This is a genomic window from Oleiphilus sp. HI0132, assembly GCF_001635845.1.
The window spans coordinates 16,314-36,619 of record NZ_LWGJ01001427.1 but is presented as its reverse complement, the minus strand read 5'-3'; the positions used below and the strand labels follow the sequence as shown (position 1 = coordinate 36,619).

At 44.4% G+C, this 20,306-nt stretch carries 16 protein-coding genes; 11 read left to right on the top strand and 5 right to left on the bottom strand.

The window, feature by feature from the left end:
- Nucleotides 1-10: 10 nt before the first annotated feature.
- The 4 genes from miaA to tsaE form a co-directional block, all read right to left on the bottom strand.
- On the bottom strand, nucleotides 11-964 hold the full coding sequence (miaA, locus tag A3766_RS21855; protein WP_068514967.1) for a tRNA (adenosine(37)-N6)-dimethylallyltransferase MiaA: 954 nt from the start codon (nucleotides 962-964) through the stop codon (nucleotides 11-13).
- A gap of 33 nt (nucleotides 965-997) precedes the next feature.
- Nucleotides 998-2,890, bottom strand: coding sequence for a DNA mismatch repair endonuclease MutL (gene mutL, locus A3766_RS21850; RefSeq protein WP_068514965.1), 1,893 nt, complete (start codon nucleotides 2,888-2,890; stop codon nucleotides 998-1,000).
- A gap of 35 nt (nucleotides 2,891-2,925) precedes the next feature.
- On the bottom strand, nucleotides 2,926-4,332 hold the full coding sequence (locus A3766_RS21845; RefSeq protein WP_068511747.1) for an N-acetylmuramoyl-L-alanine amidase: 1,407 nt from the start codon (nucleotides 4,330-4,332) through the stop codon (nucleotides 2,926-2,928).
- A 67-nt stretch (nucleotides 4,333-4,399) separates the two neighbouring features.
- The gene (gene tsaE, locus A3766_RS21840) at nucleotides 4,400-4,939 is read right to left on the bottom strand and encodes a tRNA (adenosine(37)-N6)-threonylcarbamoyltransferase complex ATPase subunit type 1 TsaE (protein WP_068511749.1); all 540 of its coding nucleotides are present in this window, start codon (nucleotides 4,937-4,939) and stop codon (nucleotides 4,400-4,402) included.
- Between the two features lie 227 nt (nucleotides 4,940-5,166).
- On the opposite strand from tsaE, the gene queG reads away from it, so the two are divergent.
- Nucleotides 5,167-6,264 carry a tRNA epoxyqueuosine(34) reductase QueG gene (gene queG, locus A3766_RS21835; protein WP_068511750.1) on the top strand — a complete coding sequence of 366 codons (1,098 nt, stop codon included), beginning with the start codon at nucleotides 5,167-5,169 and terminating at the stop codon, nucleotides 6,262-6,264.
- Here queG and A3766_RS21830 read toward each other — a convergent pair.
- Entirely contained in the window at nucleotides 6,261-7,727 is a 1,467-nt protein-coding gene (locus A3766_RS21830) for a methyl-accepting chemotaxis protein (protein WP_068514961.1), read from the bottom strand. The two genes, queG and A3766_RS21830, sit on opposite strands and share 4 nt — an antisense overlap.
- A gap of 198 nt (nucleotides 7,728-7,925) precedes the next feature.
- On the opposite strand from A3766_RS21830, the gene A3766_RS21825 reads away from it, so the two are divergent.
- The 10 genes from A3766_RS21825 to A3766_RS21780 all read left to right on the top strand — a co-directional run bounded on the left by A3766_RS21825 (nucleotide 7,926) and on the right by A3766_RS21780 (nucleotide 20,281).
- The gene (locus A3766_RS21825) at nucleotides 7,926-8,597 is read left to right on the top strand and encodes a PleD family two-component system response regulator (RefSeq protein ID WP_068514958.1); all 672 of its coding nucleotides are present in this window, start codon (nucleotides 7,926-7,928) and stop codon (nucleotides 8,595-8,597) included.
- A gap of 21 nt (nucleotides 8,598-8,618) precedes the next feature.
- Nucleotides 8,619-9,053, top strand: coding sequence for a hypothetical protein (locus tag A3766_RS21820; protein ID WP_068514054.1), 435 nt, complete (start codon nucleotides 8,619-8,621; stop codon nucleotides 9,051-9,053).
- Nucleotides 9,054-9,066: 13 nt separating this feature from the next.
- On the top strand, nucleotides 9,067-10,275 hold the full coding sequence (locus A3766_RS21815) for a hybrid sensor histidine kinase/response regulator (protein WP_068514955.1): 1,209 nt from the start codon (nucleotides 9,067-9,069) through the stop codon (nucleotides 10,273-10,275).
- A 144-nt stretch (nucleotides 10,276-10,419) separates the two neighbouring features.
- The gene (locus A3766_RS21810) at nucleotides 10,420-11,448 is read left to right on the top strand and encodes a metalloregulator ArsR/SmtB family transcription factor (protein ID WP_197469927.1); all 1,029 of its coding nucleotides are present in this window, start codon (nucleotides 10,420-10,422) and stop codon (nucleotides 11,446-11,448) included.
- 18 nt (nucleotides 11,449-11,466) lie between these two features.
- A complete protein-coding gene (metK, locus tag A3766_RS21805) occupies nucleotides 11,467-12,678 on the top strand; it encodes a methionine adenosyltransferase (RefSeq protein WP_068514953.1) in 1,212 nt (403 codons plus the stop codon).
- Between the two features lie 102 nt (nucleotides 12,679-12,780).
- Complete coding sequence (gene ahcY, locus A3766_RS21800) at nucleotides 12,781-14,160, top strand: adenosylhomocysteinase (RefSeq protein ID WP_068514950.1); 1,380 nt, start codon at nucleotides 12,781-12,783, stop codon at nucleotides 14,158-14,160.
- 63 nt (nucleotides 14,161-14,223) lie between these two features.
- A complete protein-coding gene (metF, locus tag A3766_RS21795; protein ID WP_068514947.1) occupies nucleotides 14,224-15,093 on the top strand; it encodes a methylenetetrahydrofolate reductase [NAD(P)H] in 870 nt (289 codons plus the stop codon).
- 351 nt (nucleotides 15,094-15,444) lie between these two features.
- Nucleotides 15,445-17,367 carry a PrkA family serine protein kinase gene (locus tag A3766_RS21790; RefSeq protein ID WP_068514944.1) on the top strand — a complete coding sequence of 641 codons (1,923 nt, stop codon included), beginning with the start codon at nucleotides 15,445-15,447 and terminating at the stop codon, nucleotides 17,365-17,367.
- Between the two features lie 113 nt (nucleotides 17,368-17,480).
- The gene (locus A3766_RS21785) at nucleotides 17,481-18,755 is read left to right on the top strand and encodes a YeaH/YhbH family protein (RefSeq protein ID WP_304438939.1); all 1,275 of its coding nucleotides are present in this window, start codon (nucleotides 17,481-17,483) and stop codon (nucleotides 18,753-18,755) included.
- Complete coding sequence (locus A3766_RS21780; RefSeq protein WP_068514938.1) at nucleotides 18,752-20,281, top strand: SpoVR family protein; 1,530 nt, start codon at nucleotides 18,752-18,754, stop codon at nucleotides 20,279-20,281. The genes A3766_RS21785 and A3766_RS21780 overlap by 4 nt, the downstream gene beginning before the upstream one ends.
- Nucleotides 20,282-20,306: the final 25 nt, after the last annotated feature.

Genomic DNA, 20,306 nt, shown 5'->3' with positions numbered 1-20,306 from the left:
GAGATGCGTCTTAATATTTAGCATTTTCAATTATTTCTCGCGCTTTAGCCAGCACTTTTACATCATTCGTCTCTAATTGGTGCAAATTTGGCCAAGACCTCAACCAAGTTAGCTGCCTTTTAGCGAGTTGTCGAGTTGCAATAACCCCCCTTTCTCGCATTTCATCTTTCGTTAACTTGCCATCTAGGTAATCCCAAACCTGCCTATAGCCAACACAACGCATTGAAGGCATATCTGCTGTCACCTCTCCAGAGTGGTAAAACCCTTCAACCTCTTCGATAAAACCACTCTTCAACATAATATCAAAGCGTAGAGCAATACGTTGATGCAGCTCGGAACGATCACTCGGTGCAATTGAGAGGTTAATGAATTCATAGGGGGCTGGCGGAATTGCGCCACTCTCTGATTGACTTTGCTGATCCTGCCAAAACTGAGTCAGCGTCTTTCCTGTTACCCGAAAAACCTCCAAAGCTCTTTGAAGACGCTGGGAATCAGTTGGTTTTAGGCGCGCGGCAGATTCGGGATCGACTAGCGCCAGCTGCTCATGAACATAAGGCCAGCCATGCTTTTCAGCATCAAGAGATATCGCTGCGCGAACCTTGTCATCAGCACAAGGCAAGGATGCGATACCATTCTGCAAAACTTTGTAGTACATCATCGTACCGCCCACCAATAAAGGTGTGCGTCCACGACTTGTTATTTCCTGCATCTCTCTTAGCGCATCATCATAAAACCGAGCTACCGAATAACTGTCTTTAGCAGCAATAATATCAATCAGTCGGTGTGGAGCGCGCGCCAACAATTCTTTTTCGGGTTTTGCCGTACCGATATCCATGCCTCGATATATCAAGGCAGAGTCCACACTGATAATGTCGCAAGCTAAGGTTTCATGAAGAGAGACTGCCAGGTCTGTCTTACCCGCCGCTGTCGGCCCCATTAGACAAATTGCACTAGGCAAGCTCATTGATAAAGCCTTAAAGAAGGTATTCGCAACATCTTAACGCCCCCGCAGAAATAACTTATCCAGCTCACCCATAGACAGTGCGGTCCAGGTTGGGCGGCCATGGTTACACTGACCACTGCGCTCAGTTTCTTCCATATCTCTCAGCAAAGCGTTCATCTCCGGTATCGTCAACGATCGATTGGCCCTTACCGAACCATGACAAGCCATAGTCGACATCAACTCATTCGCTTTTGCCTCTAGCTGGTCGGAGTATCCGTGCGTAATCATATCACTCAACAAGTCTCTTACTAGCTGATCAACATTCACCTGCTGAAGTATCACTGGCACCTGACGAATAACGATACTTTCCGGACCAGACCGTTCTAGGCCCAAACCAAATTTCTGTAAGTCCCCGGCACATTCTTCAGCAACAGAAGCCTCTCGTTGACTTAGAGAGATATTCATCGGCACAAGCAGGGGCTGAGCCTTGATTCCATCACTATAAAAATCATTTTTCATTCGCTCATAAGTAATCCGCTCATGAGCTGCGTGCATATCTACAACAATCAAACCACTACTATTCTGAGCGAGAATATAAATCCCATGAAGCTGAGCAATAGCAAAACCTAATGGGTGTTCACGCCCATCAACAGCTTCTTGCTGCTGACCAAGGTTCTGATCAGGGTGAAGGGCTTTATATTGAGATAGAACCTCCGAAACACCCTGGCCAGATGTTTGCAACATTGATGGCGAAGCACTTCCCACACCTTGGCCAGCGCCAGTCACCGCACTACTAACTCCCTGGACTCCCAAAGACATTGCTGACTGAGAACCATAACTCGGCGTAAAAGCACTAGCCTGAGCTTGAAGCGAAGTACTTGCCTGAATATTTGACAAGTCGCGATTCGGTGCCGAACCATCTTCAGGAGCGGCCAATTCTTCTGGTCGAATATCCGCAAGCGCCTTATGAAGACTTCTGAATATAAAATCGTGAACTAAGCGCCCATCCCTAAAACGAACCTCATGCTTGGTCGGATGAACATTGACATCAACCAGCGCAGGATCAAGCTCTAGATACAAAACAAAGGCAGGGTGACGCCCATGATATAAGACATCACGATAAGCCTGCTTTACAGCATGACTCACCAAACGATCCCTGATAACACGACCATTAACGTAAAAGTACTGCAAGTCAGCCTGACTTCTTGAGAAGGTTGGTTTAGCTACCCAGCCCCATAACTTAAGCCCCGTTGCCTCTACATCAATATCAACGGCATTTTCCATAAAGGGCTTGCCACATAAGGCAGCGATACGCAGCTGTTTTTCCTTGATCGTCGGCGCTGGGCGTAAACTATGCACAACCTTCTGATTGTGAACCAACTCAAAACTAACTTCAAAGCGGCTCAGCGCTTGGCGTTTTAGGACTTCTTCTAAATGATTAAATTCAGTCTTTTCTGTTCTCAAAAATTTTCTTCGAGCAGGTGTATTGAAAAACAAGTCCCTAACATCAACACTTGTCCCTCGATTATGAGCAACAGGACTTAAGCGGGCCTCCATGTCTCGCCCCTCAGTAACAGCTTGCCAGCCCTGCTCTGCATTGTCTGTTTTTGAACTAAGTGCTAAACGGGAAACCGAACTAATACTTGCTAAGGCTTCCCCCCTAAACCCTAAGGTCGCGACGGTTTCCAGATCATCCAGGGATTCAATTTTACTGGTAGCGTGACGACTTAAGGATAGAGGTAAATCATCTTTGCCCATGCCTTCACCGTCATCACGAACTAAAATTCGCTTAACACCGCCTTGCTCAACCTGGACCAATATTTTGCGTCCACCCGCATCCAAGGCGTTTTCTAATAATTCTTTTACAACAGAAGCAGGACGCTCCACCACTTCACCTGCAGCTATCTGGTTTGCTAGGCGCGCGGATAGCTTATGAATTTTACTCATAGAAGAAATCTGAAAATCTAATCAAAAACGGAAGCTTACGAGGAAGGTAGCGACAAGCGTTGACCAACCCATACATTATCAGAGCGAAGCCGATTCAAACGACGAAGCTCTGTAAGCGATACATCATTGCGCATCGCAATATGGGAAAGGGTATCACCTTTTCGAACAACATACTTCTTGAAATTCGTGGCTTTTGATTTAGTGCTTTGAGCAACACTTTGGTTCACTACACTATTGCCACCCTTATTCCATGCCAATAGCGTTCCCGGAGGTGGCGCGTCATTAAAGTAAGCGAGAATTCCGCCCTTTATCGCCTTGGCCATTTTCCGCTGATACTTTGACGACTTTAATCTCTTGGACTCTGCCGGATTTGAAATAAATCCTGTCTCAACCAATATTGATGGAATATCTGGTGACTTCAACACCACAAAACCTGCCTGCTGAACCGAACGCTTATGCAAACGAGCAACATTGCCCATGGAGCTTAATACCTTACTACCTACGCCTAAACTCGCTTTTAAACTTGCCGTGGAAGAAAGGTCCAAGAGTACGCTCGCTAGAACGTCATCCTTGTCTTCCAAACTTACACCACCCACGCCGCCTATTAAATCGGCAGAATTCTCTTTTTGCGCTAACCAACGAGCTGTCTCACTGGTCGCGCCACGGTTTGACAAGGCAAAAACTGATGCACCGTGTGCCTGGGCTTTCTTAAATGCATCAGCATGAATAGACACTAACAAGTCAGTATTATGCTTTCTGGCAATCCGGGTACGCTTGCGCAAACCAATATAATAATCCCGCTCTCTGGTCAGGTAAGCTTTAAAGCCTTTTTGAGCATTAATCTGCTTTCTCAATTCTTTAGCAATTGCCAACACGACATCTTTTTCTTTTATACGATTCGGGCCGATGGCACCCGGGTCTTCCCCACCATGCCCTGGATCTATAACAACGATAATGTCTCGCTTCTGACCCGCAGGCACTTTCTTAACAACATTCTTGCGCGCTTCATTTAGCTTTTTTGTTTTCGTATATAAATCAACAACCAGACGATTTCCGTACTTCTGATTTGGCTTTAGCAAAAAGCTTTTCGTTTCAGCCTCTTCTTTTAAGTCCAATACAACCCTAAGATCATCTTTATTTCTACGTGCACTGCGCACTCCGGAAATAGGCGTACCTTTGAGATTCAAACTATCAAACTTAAGCGCCTTATCAGCATCATTAATATCCAAAACCAAACGCGAGGGATTCTTCAGCATCATGATTTTATGCTTTACCGGGTGTGATAAATCCAGAACTAAACGAATATACTCTGGAGACTCCCAAATACGCGCATTAGTTACTTTCGCTTGAGCAGCATTTACACTGCCAGCCATAAACGTAAAGGCAGCGAACAGAACAAGCACCTTTGCCAGGAAGCTAACTCTACTAGTACGAACTTTCATTAAATTCAGCTCTCTACTCAATCACAAAAGACATGCTTGAAACCACATGAACTCAAATTATAATTACTCAGCATGAAACATTACTCACTACCAAACCCGAGCCCGGCCTTAAACTAACCTCTTTCAATACTGAAAGAATCTCGCCATCTGCAGTAATCTTACAAAGGCGACCACGCCCGGTGCAGCTCAAATCGACTTCAAAATCGGCCTCAGGCAAGAAACCCTGGCCTTTATCAGGCCACTCAATAACACACAACTGCTTTTCCTGACCGTCATGAGGCACTTCAAAATAATCACGCACCCCCATAAATTCTAGCTCTTCGGGGTCGCCCAAACGATACAAGTCAAAATGATTAACTTGCACATTCTGTAATTCATAGGGTTCAACAATCGTATAAGTCGGACTCTTCACCTTACCAAAGTGCCCTGCACCTTCGAGAATCCCCCTAGTTAAGGTTGTCTTACCCATTCCGAGGTCACCGTGCAAAAAGATACTCACCACACCTTGATGAAAACAATGCTCATCGATGACACTGAATAACAAGCGTCCTAATGCTACTGTCGCTGACTCGTCAACCAATACAAGCCCAATAGCCGCTTTTGTCATACTCGCACCCTATATCGATTCACTCTCTTGCCCTATAATCCATAAACAAATATTAAAACAAGCGCTCTTTGCAGACACAAAAAGCAGGTTCTGCTGCACGTTTATGCCATAATAGCGTCGTAACACATTGCTTATTAATGTATTTGCTGAACAAACATTCCTAGTTAACTGTTAAGTATAGCAAAACATCGTCAGACTTACACAAAGATGCCGCTAGAATAGATTCGATGCAAAACACTAAGCCCAATCTTACTCACAACGAGCTGCTAGAACTTGAGCAGTCAATCCAAAAAAAAGCGCTAGAACTTGGGTTTCAGCAATTTGGCATCACAACTAATGACCTAGACATTCATATAGAACGATACAAAGACTGGCTCGATAGAGGTTTTCATGCAGACCTGGATTATATGGAAAAGCATGGAAGCAAACGCTGGCAGGCTGATGAATTAGTTCCCGGCACGCTTAGGGTTATTTCCTTGCGCATGAATTATCTAAGCGACCCAAACTCTCCTCTAGGCCTTTTGAACGAAAAAGAAAAAGCCTATATATCCCGCTATTCCTTGGGGCGTGACTATCATAAGCTAATCCGCTCGAGGCTAAAAAAGCTGATCGAACATATAAAACAAAAAGCGGAAAGCTACAGCTTTAGAGCTTTTGTCGACAGCGCACCTGTACTTGAACGAGCCTTTGCCCAGAAAGCGGGTTTAGGCTGGTTCGGTAAAAATACTATGCTTATCAGTCGTGAAGCGGGTTCCTGGTTTTTTCTGGGGGAAATATATACCGACCTCCCTCTTCCAATAAGTAAACCATACATAGAGGAACACTGTGGTAGCTGTAAGGCCTGCCTCACTGCCTGCCCGACAAAAGCATTTGAAGGACCGTACTTACTAGATGCTAAGCGCTGCATTTCTTATCTAACAATTGAGTTAAAAGGTAGGATTCCGCTAGAGCTAAGAAAGCCTATGGGGAACAGAATCTTTGGTTGCGATGATTGCCAACTCGTCTGCCCTTGGAACAAGTTCAGAAAACCCAGCCAAGAGACAGACTTTAGCCCCCGAAACAAGCTAGATGATATCACTCTGCTAGAGTTATTCTCTTGGAATGAAGAAACCTTCCTAACGAATACCGCAGGATCACCCATTCGCAGAGCGGGCTACGAATCCTGGTTAAGAAATATAGCCGTCGCACTTGGAAATGCGCCACAGTCATTAGTTATCGTTGCAGCCTTAAAACGAAGTAGAGAAACTGCCTCCCCCTTGGTCGCAGAACATATCGACTGGGCATTAGCGCAGCAAACCAAACCAAACAATCAAGAAGAGACTTAGCTACGCTTCATATTTGATGCCTGACTAACAGTATCACTCATTGTATAAGACAGTGACCCCAGGTGTTCAGCTATATCAAGCAACGACTGGGCGTTTGACGCCAGCTTTGCAGAAAAGTCTGCGTTTTCCTGGCAAGCCTCATCTAGATACTGACTATTGCTCACAACACCCTCAATACCTTGACTTTGCATACCCATCGCATCGGCTGAAACATTTATCTCTCGGGCAATATCTTCGACTTCGGAGGTGACGGCCTCCAGGCGATTACCCGTTTCGTTCACAACCATACAGCCCTGGTCGATACTCTCTTCCGCAACAGCCAGAAGCAGGCGTATTTTTTCTGCCGACTCGTTACTTTTGTGCGAGAGCGTCCTGACCTCATCCGCCACAACCGCAAATCCACGCCCCTGATCACCAGCGCGAGCGGCTTCGATTGCAGCATTTAGCGCCAGCAAGTTTGTTTGCTCTGCGATAGCGGTAATCACGCCCATAAATTCCAGAATATCATTATTACCGTCCTTTATTTTTTCCATGCAGTCGATAGTCTCTCGCATCGACTCACTACTAGAAATCGTATTTTTCTGCACTTGCTCAGACTTAAGGCGAACCACCTCCATTGCTGTAGCGGTCTGTTTAACCGAGTTAGCCATATCTTGAAGCGTATTATTCATTTCATGCGAGGACTCTAATTGGATATCAACCCTCTCGCTAATAGATTGACTATCATCATTCATAATCTTTGTCGTAGAAGATAAACGAGAAGAAGTATCAAGCAAAGCTTTAGCCGAATGGCTCGCTTGCTCTAAAATGGTCTGTAACTGGTCAGTTAATGCTTTAGCCTTCTCCGCTTGATAGCATGACTCTTTGGTTGACTCGGCAGCAAACTCAAGCGCCTCATTTCTAAGCTTAAACATATACGCAAGACTAAAAGCCTGGGCCAGAACTGGCAATAAAAAACCAGAGTAAGTATTAATTTTATCTTGCTTATCACTCAACTCAAACACAGGAAGCTCGTACCCACCGCGCTCCAACACGATAAACACAACTACTTCGGCAAACATTACCGCACTCCAAAAGGCACCCCACTTTCGGTCACACACCGTAAACGCTAAACCGATCAATACAACAGGCCAGTAAAAATGAGCTGACTGCAGACCGCCAAGATAATAAACCAGGCAAGCACAATACGTAGATGCCAGGAATACCTGTGTATTTGCTATCAGCATTCTAGGAAAGCGATCCATCTTGTTCGCAATTAGCAATAGAGGCTCACCAATGACCAGCAACCATGCCCAGGCGGCAAGTGCGTCGTAACCAACAGAAGACCACTTAATTAGACTGTATAAGCCGATCACAAAGATCAAACAACACATAAAAGCCATGATCTTGAAATGAATAAAGTCGCGGTCACTCTCAACCATCGAAGGCAGACAAGCATTGAAGCCTTGCTGAATAATATTCAATGTATGTTCCTTAGTGATACTAATAATTTAGACCCAACCGTTACCCTACCTTCAAGAAAGGTGGCCGGTTCAAGCAAGTTCTAATTCACATTATAGCCCATTTTTCACTTTGCAAACTTAGTTCACTTAGTATCTGCAAACACTGAGATTTGTGCTACCTTCAGTAAAGGTAAAATTACTTTTAGCAGGAAAAAGTGCATGTCAGATAAAACGATCATGGTTGTCGATGATGTCGAGTCAAACCGTGTGCTTTTAAAAATGATTCTCGAAGATGACTTTAACATCGTGGAATGCAGCTCCGGCCAAGAATGCCTGGATCAGGTAAGCCAGGAAGTACCTGATATCATTTTGCTAGACGTAAACATGCCCGGAATGACTGGCTACGAAGTTTGTACCGAGCTTAGAAAGCACAAAGAAAGCAGCGTTGTTCCCATTGTTTTCGTCTCTGCCATGGATAATGTCGAAGAACATCTTGCGGGCTTTGAAGCAGGCGGCAACGAATACATCACCAAACCAATTGACCCGGAGCGAGTGCTTGAACGAGTCAATTACTTTATAGATCACCAAGCCGAAACAAACAAAGCGAAGGAAGATGCCAGCAACGCCATGAAAGTTGCCATGGAAGCCATGACATCAAGTAGCGAGCTTGGCCAAATAATCGAATTCGTGAAAACCTCTCAGGAAATCACAACACTGGAAGGCATTGGACAAAAACTATGTGAAGTTGCATCAGGCTTCGGCTTGAGCGCATCCGCTGTCATCTATGGCACCCCTAGTGTTTTTATTAATTGCTCGCAAGACTCTATGGAAGCTCGCGTACTAAGCAAATTCAGAAACTCTAAAGAGCGAATTATCAGCATTGGCGTCTGAACGATGGTTTGCAGCGACTCCATGGGTGTACTTATAAATGATATGCCAGTTGACGATGAAAGCCGCTACGGTCGTTTCAAAGATCACCTCGCAGTTTTATCAAGCATCTGCGATGGCCGACTGCTCACACTTCAATCTCAAATATCAATGACCGACCAGCGTAAAGATGTACTAGGCCGCGCTATAGGTATGACCGAAAAACAGGTCAAACAGCTAACCAATAAACTTGCTGAACATGATGTCACTGTTCGACAAGTTATGCTTGATATGATTACTGAACTGGAAGCCAAACTATTTTCCTTAGGCCTGGACGAAGATCAGGAAGAACAACTAATGGCACTAGCCTATCAAGCAAGTGACAAACTTGAAGGTATGAAAGATAGCGCTAAGAACCTCGAGAATGAGTTAGGCCTGGTACTGGAAGGTCTGTATGAAGTACTAGCAAAGAACACATAACAGAGTCCAGTGCATGAACTTACCCAAGTCATTCAATACGTTCACCTCTATCATTTGGTACGGCGAAAGAAAGCACAATAACGCAGCTCTCGTTGACGCTCTAATCTCGAGCGGCTACCAGGTCGAGCAAATTAGTAATGAAGATGAGCTGAAAAGCAGATTCCTGAAAGTTCCTACAACGTTTTTAATACTTGACCAACCCAATGATATGGTTCGTTGCATCCAGCTAGTCATCTCTTTCAAGCTGCAAGCAAAGGATTCTGCGTTCACTACAATATTGATCTCTGACAAGGCCAGCATCGAAGACAAGGAAAAATACTATCGAGCAGGCGGCAACGAAATTATACACCCTCCTGTTAGCCATAAAGAATTACTAAGTAAAATCAAGCACTACAAAATGCTATGCGATACCGCTAATCGCTTTGCCCAATCAATCGCAACGGAAGAAAATCTGGGCAAAGCAGAAGAGTCTCGACGCCGTTTTTTAACAACCTTGAGCCATGAACTCAGAACCCCTCTCAATGGAATACTTGGCTTTTCAAAAGCCCTGAAGAAAAAAGACGAAGAGACTCCTTTGGGTAAATCTGGTATCGATGCCCTTAGCCGAATATTTGAAAGCACTAACCAGATCAACGCAATTATTACAACCCTGATCGATATCTCCAGCGCCTCTCTGGGCGCTCAGGGAATGATATCAAAAAACTTCGATATCAGCTCTCTCGCCTTAAAGCTCGAAACCAACTTCAGGCAAGCAGCGCTTGAAAAAGGCTTGGACTTCTCAATTGATTACCCTGATGGCCTAACAATGCTAAGCGATGAAAAGAAAATTTATTCAATGCTGCAGCACCTTGTTGATAATGCCATCAAATTCACTCAAAGCGGTAGCGTCAACATTCGCCTTAACACTGACTTCAACCCCACTAGCGGACAACGCATTATCTTTGAAGTATCAGATACAGGCATCGGAATAGACCCGCGAGACCATAAGCGGGTCTTTACCGAAGTCGGGCAATTAAATAACGAACACAATCGAGAACATTATGGTGTCGGCCTGGGCTTATATTACGTCAACCTGCTCTCGCAACAGATCGGAGGTAGCATTGAGGTTGAATCAACTCCCGGCGAGGGCGCTAAGTTTACTTTAGACCTACCTGCTGGAGAGCTAATTCTTGAAGCAGAACCAGTAAACGAAGAGCAAGAAATTGATGACCTATTGTTCTAGGCAGCCACCTCGGCACTTTTAACAACACTCTGTAAATCGAGTATCTGGATTGAAAACCCCTCAGCTCACTTAGACCAAACACAATATCAATATATATTGATATTGTGTTTGCTATATCAATATATATTGATATACTTCAAAACTATGATGATAAGCACCTCGAAAGTAGAACCGATTAATTGCGGCGACATCCACCTCCTTAGCCAGGCTCTCAAAGCTTGCGGTGACCCTCTTCGCCTTCAGATCCTTCAGGTACTGCAGTTTGAGACCTTTGGCGTACTCGAGCTGACTCAACTTTTTAACACCAAACAGTCTGGCATGAGTCACCATTTAAAGGTACTCAGCCAATCAAGTCTTGTAGAAGCACAGCGCGAAGGTAATGCCGTCTTTTATCGTCGTCCAGTCTCATTCGATTCACAGCGAGTAAAGTCTACTACTGAACAATTATTTTCCTTAGTTGACCAGTGCCCGCTTGATCAAAGCCTACAAGACAAAATCAAATGTATTCAGGAACAACGTGCAGTTCAATCGCAAGCATTTTTTTCGCGCAATGCAGACCGCTTTCATGAACAACAAGAGCTTATTGCGAAACATAGCTTATATGCGCAAGCAAGCTTTGAGCTTCTTCTGCAAGAGCAGCGCGCCAATCTAGCAGAACAAACCATTATTGAATTTGGGCCAGGAGAAGGTCATTTTCTACGCCCGCTTAGCGAGACATATAAATCCGTTATTGCCATCGATAACTCTCAAGATATGCTAAATAAAGCGCGTGCTTTTGCGCTAAGTGAAGGTTTGAACAACATTACCTTTGAATTAGGCGATACCCATAGCTATAAAAACTTGTGCAACAAAAACGAAAGGCCGCAAGTAGACGCAGCTGTCATGAATATGGTTTTACATCATGTTCCCGCCCCTGCTCAAATATTTATTGATGTCTATGCAATTTTAAAGCCTGGCAGTTCATTGGTTATTTGTGATTTAGCCCACCACAATCAGGAATGGGCTCGTGAAAGCTGTGGAGACCTTTGGCTTGGCTTTGAAGCCCAAGAATTACTTAGCTGGGCAGAACGTGCTGGCTTTATTGAAGAAAAAAATGCATTTATCGGCCTCCGTAATGGCTTTCAAATTCAATTACGAAAATTCATAAAACCTATCAATAGCAGTATTAACTAATTTGTGCAGGAAACGACTATGAGCGAATACAGTATATTTACTTCTGAATCTGTATCAGAAGGCCACCCGGATAAGGTTGCAGATCAGATCTCTGATGCAGTACTCGATGCTATCATTGCCCGCGACCCACTTGCCCGTGTTGCCGTCGAAACGCTAGTTAAAACCGGCATGGCCGTTGTTGCCGGAGAAGTGACTACTTCCTGCTATGTAGACCTAGAAGACATTGTTCGAGACGTGATTACTGGCATCGGCTATAACAGCTCTGATGTTGGCTTTGATGGCGCTACGTGTGCGGTACTTAATGGCATAGGTAAACAGTCAGTCGATATCAACATGGGAGTTGACCGCTCTAAACCTGAAGACCAGGGTGCTGGTGATCAAGGCCTAATGTTCGGCTACGCAACAAATGAAACACCAAGCTTAATGCCCGCTCCCGTTTATTACGCACACCTATTGGTACAACGTCAATCTGAGCTTCGCCAGAACGGTACACTACCCTGGTTGCGTCCAGATGCTAAGTCTCAGGTGACCATCAACTACGAAGGTGAAACACCAAAAGTGGATGCTGTGGTTTTGTCCACGCAACACGACCCTAGCATCTCTTTAGAAGACTTGCGTGAAGCAGTATTAGAAAACATTATCAAACCTGTTCTACCTGCTGAGTGGCTAAGTGACAATACTTTGTATCACATCAACCCAACCGGCAACTTTGTAATTGGTGGGCCAGTCGGTGATGCTGGCTTAACAGGCCGTAAGATTATCGTTGATACCTACGGCGGTATGGCACGACATGGTGGCGGCGCATTCTCTGGAAAAGACCCTTCAAAAGTTGACCGCTCTGCTGCTTACATGGGCCGCTATGTTGCCAAGAACGTCGTTGCTGCGGGTTTAGCTGATCGTTGTGAAATCCAGGTTTCTTATGCTATCGGCGTTGCTGAACCAACTTCTATTTCTGTTAATACTTTTGGAACTGGTAAAGTTTCAGATATCGAGCTCGCGAAAATAATCCGTGAAGTTTTCGATCTTCGACCTTATGCAATCCAGAATCAACTAGAATTGCTTTATCCGATGTACCAAATTACTGCTGCCTATGGACATTTCGGACGCGAACCTTTTGAGCATACCTATAGTTACAAGGAAAACGGCGAAGAGAAAACTAAGACCTTCACCGCTTTCACCTGGGAAAAAACTGACAAGATCGATGCCTTGAAAGCAGCTGCAAAGGTTTAAAGACAGTAATTTTTACTAATACGACAGACTGAACCTACTTCAGCCTGCACTCAATATTACGTTGGCCGGAAAGCAATCCGGCCCACAAGACAGGACATAATTATGAGCTTCACAGATTATAAAGTTGCCGACATCAATCTAGCCGATTGGGGCCGTAAAGAAATTCAAATCGCTGAAGGCGAAATGCCTGCACTGATGGCTTTACGTAGAAAATATAAAGAAGCACAACCATTGGCTGGTGCAAAAATCATGGGTTGTATCCACATGACAATCCAGACAGCAGTTCTAATCGAAACTTTGGTCGACCTTGGTGCTGACGTTCGCTGGTCATCATGTAACATTTTCTCTACTCAGGATCATGCAGCAGCGGCAATTGCAGCAGCGGGTATTCCAGTATTTGCCTGGAAAGGTGAAACAGAAGAAGAGTTCCTTTGGTGCATCGAGCAAACCATACTATCTGAAAAAGATGGTAGCAAAGTTTGGGATGCCAATATGATTCTTGACGATGGTGGTGACCTGACTGAGATGGTGCATAACAAGTACCCTGCACTGCTTAATGATATTCACGGTATTTCTGAAGAAACAACAACAGGCGTACACCGATTGTTAGAAATGATGACGAAAGGTGAGCTAAAAGTTCCAGCGATTAACGTTAACGATGCTGTAACTAAATCCAAAAACGATAATAAGTACGGCTGCCGCCACTCATTAAATGATGCCATTAAACGTGGTACAGATCACTTACTCTCTGGTAAAAAAGCACTAGTAATTGGCTACGGCGACGTAGGCAAAGGCTCTGCTGCCTCATTGCGCCAGGAAGGTATGATCGTAAAAGTTACTGAAGTCGACCCAATCTGTGCAATGCAAGCCTGCATGGATGGCTTTGAAGTTGTTTCACCATATTTAGATGGTGTGAACACGGGTTCTGTAGAAGGTATTAACAAGCTACTAATGGAAACAACCGACCTGATTGTTACCACGACAGGTAACGTCAATGTCTGTGATGCAAGTATGCTTAAGACACTTAAGAATGGCGCTATTGTTTGTAACATCGGCCACTTCGATAATGAAATTGACACGGCTTATATGCGTGAAAATTGGGAATGGGACGAGATTAAGCCACAGGTTCACAAGGTTTATCGTGACAAGGGAGCTGATGATCACTTGATTCTTCTTTCTGAAGGTCGCTTGGTTAACCTGGGTAATGCCACGGGTCACCCTAGCCGAATTATGGATGGCTCATTCGCTAATCAGGTACTGGCCCAAATCTATCTTTATGAACGTAAATTCGCTAACTTGATGGAAGCAGAGAAGAAGGAAAGCATCTACGTTAAAGTACTTCCAAAGAAACTTGATGAAGAAGTTGCTAAAGACATGGTTGAAGGTTTTGGTGGTGTCATCACGCAATTGACCACGAACCAAGCTGACTACATCAACGTGGATGTTGATGGGCCATATAAGCCAGAATCATACAAATACTAATACTCTGTGGAGGCGTAGCGCAATACACGCCTCCATCTATCCAAATTTAATAGAGACATTATCATGCACAGCCAAAAGCAATTTAAACATCGCTTCAGTTTTGAGTTTTTTCCTCCAAAGACTGAAGCTGGTATGGAAAAGTTGCAGGTCGTTAGAGATGAATTAGCTCGACGCAAACCCGATTTCTTTTCTGTTACCTATGGTGCCGGGGGCTCTACTCAAGAGCGCACCATCGATACAGTGTTAAAGCTACAGGACCAAGGCATATCAACCGCCCCACACCTTTCATGCGTTGGCTCTACAACTGAAAACATCGCCTCTTTGCTTGATCATTACATTGAGCACGGTGTAAATAGAATCGTTGCCTTGCGCGGTGATCTACCGTCTGGAATGGGTTCAGCCGGCGAGTTAAAGTATGCGAATGAGCTGGTTGAGTTTATCCGCAAGCACAGCGGAGATCACTTCAACATTGAAGTCGCGGCCTACCCCGAGTTTCACCCACAAGCACCCTCTGCAGAAGCTGACCTTCTTAACTTTAAGAAGAAAGTTGACGCTGGGGCAAACAGTGCCATCACACAGTATTTCTATAATGCAGACTCCTACTTCTACTTTATAGACCGCTGCGAAAAAATGGGCATCAATATTCCTATTGTTCCTGGGATCATGCCTATCACGAACTACAGCAGCTTGGTTCGCTTTAGCGACATGTGCGGTGCTGAAATTCCACGCTGGATCAAAAAACAGCTCGAAGCTTATGGCGATGATACTGTTAGCATTCAGAAGTTTGGTGAAGAAGTGGTAAGTCAAATGTGTGAGCAGTTGTTAAAAGCTGGCGCTCCGGGTCTACATTTTTATACACTTAATCAAGCCGAACCAAACTTAAAAGTTTGGGACAATCTTGGCCTAAGTGACGAGGAAAAAATTCGCTTTTAAACTGCTTTCATCTTATTTTCGTTAAGCCCTTCTGCTGGTGGTCAGGCATAAAAATATATCGTTTATCCTGACCGGCTAGCTGCTCCCTTTCTTAAGTTCTATATTGTCATGTTTTGTGACAATTCATTTAAATTTTCTTCCAAGTAAAGAAAACTTTAGCCATTTGGTCTAGACTCATAGAACAAATATTAACCAGTTAAAAAATATTGCGACCTTGTGACTATGACTTCGGCGATCAGTTTTGTTATCTCCCTAGCACTCACTAATCGTAATGTAGAGACACGCAGCAGGATACTGAACATATGTAAAGTAATACCGCTCGAGCGGTAAATATTTCCTTTAGGGGGCCTTATGAGTATTTTTAGTCATTACCAGTCTAGATACGAACTGACTCAGCAGGAAGAGTTTAGTCTGGAAGAATACCTGGAAATCTGTAAGAACGATCCGAGCGCTTACGCAACCGCTGCCGAGCGCATGCTTATTGCGATTGGTGAACCTGAGCTCATCGATACCTCCAAAGATCCTCGTCTCAGCCGAATTTTCTCCAACAAAGTCATTAAGCATTACCCCGAGTTTAAAGATTTCTATGGCATGGAGGAATGTGTCGAGCAAATTGTCTCTTTTTTCAAGCATGCAGCCCAGGGTTTGGAAGAGAAGAAACAAATACTTTATCTATTAGGTCCTGTGGGGGGCGGTAAGTCATCATTAGCAGAAAAGTTAAAAGCTCTGATGCAGAAAGCCCCCTTCTATGCCATCAAGGGCTCACCCGTAAATGAAAGCCCCCTATCCTTATTCGACCCAGATGAAGATGCAGATATCCTCGAAAAAGAGTACGGTATCGCAAATCGCTATTTGGGAAGCATTATGTCTCCATGGGCGGTTAAGCGGCTCCACGAATTCGGCGGCGATATCAGCAAATTTAGGGTAGTAAAAATCTGGCCTTCAATTCTGGATCAGATAGCCGTCGCTAAGACCGAGCCCGGAGATGAAAACAATCAGGATATCTCTTCATTAGTCGGTAAAGTGAATATCCGAATGCTCGAAGAGTACTCGCAAGATGACCCAGATGCCTACAGTTTCAGCGGCGGTCTATGTCTTGCTAACCAAGGTATTCTTGAGTTTGTAGAGATGTTTAAAGCCCCCATTAAAGTATTGCACCCACTACTTACTGCAACCCAGGAAGGTAATTACAATTCGACAGAGGGTATGAGCGCCATTCCGTTTGAAGGCGTAATCCTTGCCCACTCAAACGAGTCTGAATGGCAGTCTTTTAGAAACAATAAGAATAACGAGGCCTTTCTGGACCGTATATCAATCGTTAAAGTTCCCTATTGCCTCAAGGTAACTGAAGAGATAAAAATATACGATAAGCTACTTAAGAATAGCTCCTTAAATCAAGCACCTTGTGCCCCTGATACGCTGACTATGCTTGCGGAGTTCTCCGTTCTTTCCAGGTTAAGGGAACCTGAAAACTCCAGCATATTTTCGAAGATGAAAGTTTATGACGGCCAGAACATTAAGGACACAGACCCCAAAGCCAAATCGATTCAGGAATATAAGGACAATGCCGGGGTAAACGAAGGCATGGATGGTTTATCCACCCGCTTTGCCTTCAAGATACTATCCAAGGTATTTAACTTTGATACTTCTGAAGTTGCGGCAAACCCTGTACATCTACTTTATGTATTAGAGAAGCAGATTGAACAGGAGCAATTTCCACAGGAAGCGGCTGACAGTTATTTGCGTTTTATTAAGGAGTTTCTTGCTCCCAATTACGTTGAGTTTATTGGCAAGGAAATCCAGACCGCCTACCTAGAATCCTATTCAGAGTATGGCCAGAATATATTTGATCGTTATGTTACCTACGCCGATTTTTGGATACAGGACCAGGAATATCGAGACCCGGAAACCGGTGAGATATTTGACCGGGCCGCTATCAACGAAGAGTTAGAGAAAATCGAAAAGCCAGCAGGCATCAGCAACCCTAAAGACTTCCGTAACGAAATTGTTAATTTCATGTTGCGTGCACGTGCCAACAACAATGGGCAGAACCCCTCCTGGCAGAGTTATGAAAAACTTCGATCTGTCATCGAGAAGAAGATGTTTTCAAATACCGAAGACTTACTTCCTGTCATTTCATTTAATGCAAAAAGTTCAAATGAGGATAAAGACAAACACGAGCAATTTGTAGAGCGTATGGTTGAACGCGGTTATACCAAGAAACAGGTTCGCTTACTCGCGGAATGGTACTTACGCGTCCGTAAATCACAGTAGCAGAAGAAGGGTTTAAACCCTTCTTCCATACAATAGATTTAGCCAGAAGGTGCACCATTAAACCATAGCCATGGTCACCCCGAGCCACGCCGAAACCAGGATGTATTATGGGTATCAGTCACATCATTGATCGCCGACTTAATGGCAAGAATAAAAGCGCAGTGAATCGTGAGCGCTTTCTTCGCCGTTATCGCGAACATATCAAAAAAGCGGTTTCCGATGCAGTTGGAAAACGCAGCATTACCGATATGGAGCGCGGCGAAAAAATCAGCATCCCGAGCAAAGACCTCGACGAGCCGGTTTTTAATTCCGGACAAGGTGGCGTGCGCGAGGCAGTTAACCCCGGGAATAAAGAATTCAATACCGGAGACCAACTCCCCAGACCACCTGGTGGAGCCGGCGGAGGCGGTGCGGGTGAAGGAGAAGCGAGCGACTCTGGTGAAGGCATGGACGAGTTCGTCTTTCAGATATCTCAGGAAGAGTTTCTCGACTTTATGTTTGAAGACCTGGAGCTACCCAACCTGGTCAAAAAACAGCTGAAGGATACCACCTCATATAAATACCTAAGAGCAGGTTTTACCAATACCGGCAATCCCTCAAAAATTAATATCGTACGTTCTCTCAGAAAGGCCTATGGAAGAAGGCTAGCCCTCACAGGCAAGTCACGAGAAAAAATAAAAGAATTAGAGGAGCAGCTTAAAAAGCTAGACCCTGAAGACGATATTCAACATGCTCGAATCAAAGAGATAAAAGAAGAACTCACAAAGCTTAAAAAACGAATCAAAAACATCCCCTGGATTGATGAGTTCGACTTACGCTTTAACCAACATATAAAGCAACCCGTCCCAAGCACCAGCGCCGTTATGTTTTGCTTAATGGATGTTTCGGGCTCCATGACTCACATGCATAAAGACATCGCCAAACGTTTTTATATTTTGCTCTATATGTTTCTAAAACGAAATTATCAAAAAATTGAGGTTGTTTTTATTCGCCACCATACCAGCGCTAAGGAAGTGGACGAGGAGGAGTTCTTCTATTCACGGGAAACAGGCGGGACCATCGTTTCTAGCGCATTGGAGTTAACTAGAGAAATCATCCACAAGCGTTACCCTGCGTCAGACTGGAATATATACTGCGCACAAGCCTCCGATGGTGACAACTGGAGCGATGACTCACCCAAGTGCTCGAGGCTCTTGAAAGACGATATTCTACCTCTCGTGCAATATTTTGCTTACATTGAGATTACTAAGCTAGATCATCAAATGCTGTGGCATGAATATGAAAAACTGGCTAAGGAGTTTGAGGACTCTTTCGCCATGCAAAACATTAAAGACGAGAGTGACATCTACCCTGTCTTCCACGAATTATTTCAGAGGAAGCCGGCATGACAGATAAAGACAACAAACAAAATGAAGAGCGTAAAAAGAGTTATATTGCGACTGGCTCGGAATGGTCATTTGAACAGCTAGAACGCTTTGATGATGCCATTTCAGACATAGCAAAAGAATATAAGCTAGACACCTACCCTAACCAAATTGAAGTGATTAGCTCTGAGCAAATGCTCGATGCCTATTCCTCGGTCGGTATGCCTCTAGGCTATTATCACTGGTCTTACGGGAAACAGTTCCTACAAAACGAAAAAGGTTATAAGCGCGGCCAAATGGGGCTCGCCTATGAGATCGTTATTAACTCTAACCCATGTATCGCTTACTTGATGGAAGAGAATACCTTGATGATGCAGGCCTTAGTCATCGCGCATGCATCATATGGTCATAACTCTTTTTTCAAAGGCAACTACCTGTTCCGCACCTGGACCGATGCCAGCGCAATAATAGACTACCTTCTGTTCGCCAAAAACTATATTGCAAAGTGTGAAGGCCGTTATGGCGTCGATACCGTAGAAACCTTTCTAGACTCCTGCCACGCAGTAATGAATTACGGTGTTGACCGTTATAAGCGCCCTGCTCCTATATCAGCTGAAGAAGAATTGAAACGACAAGAAGAGCGCGAGTTCCATCTGCAGCAGCAAGTTAATGAGCTGTGGAGAACCATTCCTGTCAGCGGCGACAAAGAAGAAGCCGAGAAAGATCAACGCTACCCTGAAGAACCGCAGGAGAATCTGCTTTATTTCTTTGAGAAGAATGCCCCCATGCTTGCCCCATGGCAACGGGAAGTACTACGTATCGTGAGAAAAATTGCCCAGTATTTCTACCCGCAAAGACAAACTCAGGTAATGAATGAGGGTTGGGCAAGCTTTTGGCACTACACCATCATGAATACGATGTATGACAAAGGTTTGGTGAATGAAGGCTTTATTATCGAGTTCTTAAAATCACACACAGCGGTGGTCTATCAACCTCCCTTTGATAGCCAATGGTACAGCGGCATCAACCCTTATACGCTTGGTTTTGCCATGTTTCAGGATATCAAACGTATCTGCCAACAACCTACGGATGAAGATCGACAATGGTTCCCAGATATCGCGGGCACAGACTGGCTGGAAACACTCGATTTTGCCATGCGAAACTTTAAAGATGAAAGCTTTATCCTACAGTTCCTTTCACCTAAGGTAATTCGGGACTTAAAACTCTTCGCAATTCGTGATGATGACCAGCAGAGTCATTATGAAGTAACTGGAATACATGATGAGCAAGGTTATCGATATGTTAGAGAAAAGCTCTCTCAGCAATATAACCTGAGTATGCGCGAACCAGATATTCAGGTGTGGAATGTTGATTTAAGAGGAGATCGATCACTGACCCTTAGGCACACACCAAACAGCCGAGTCCCCTTGGGTAAAAGTACAGACGAAGTACTCAAGCACATACATCGTTTGTGGGGGTTTGACGTTCATTTATTTAGTGTTGAAGAAGGGCTGACAGTAGATGAATATCACTGCCCTCCCATCACGTAGCCGCCTGAAGACGAAGTCAATTAGT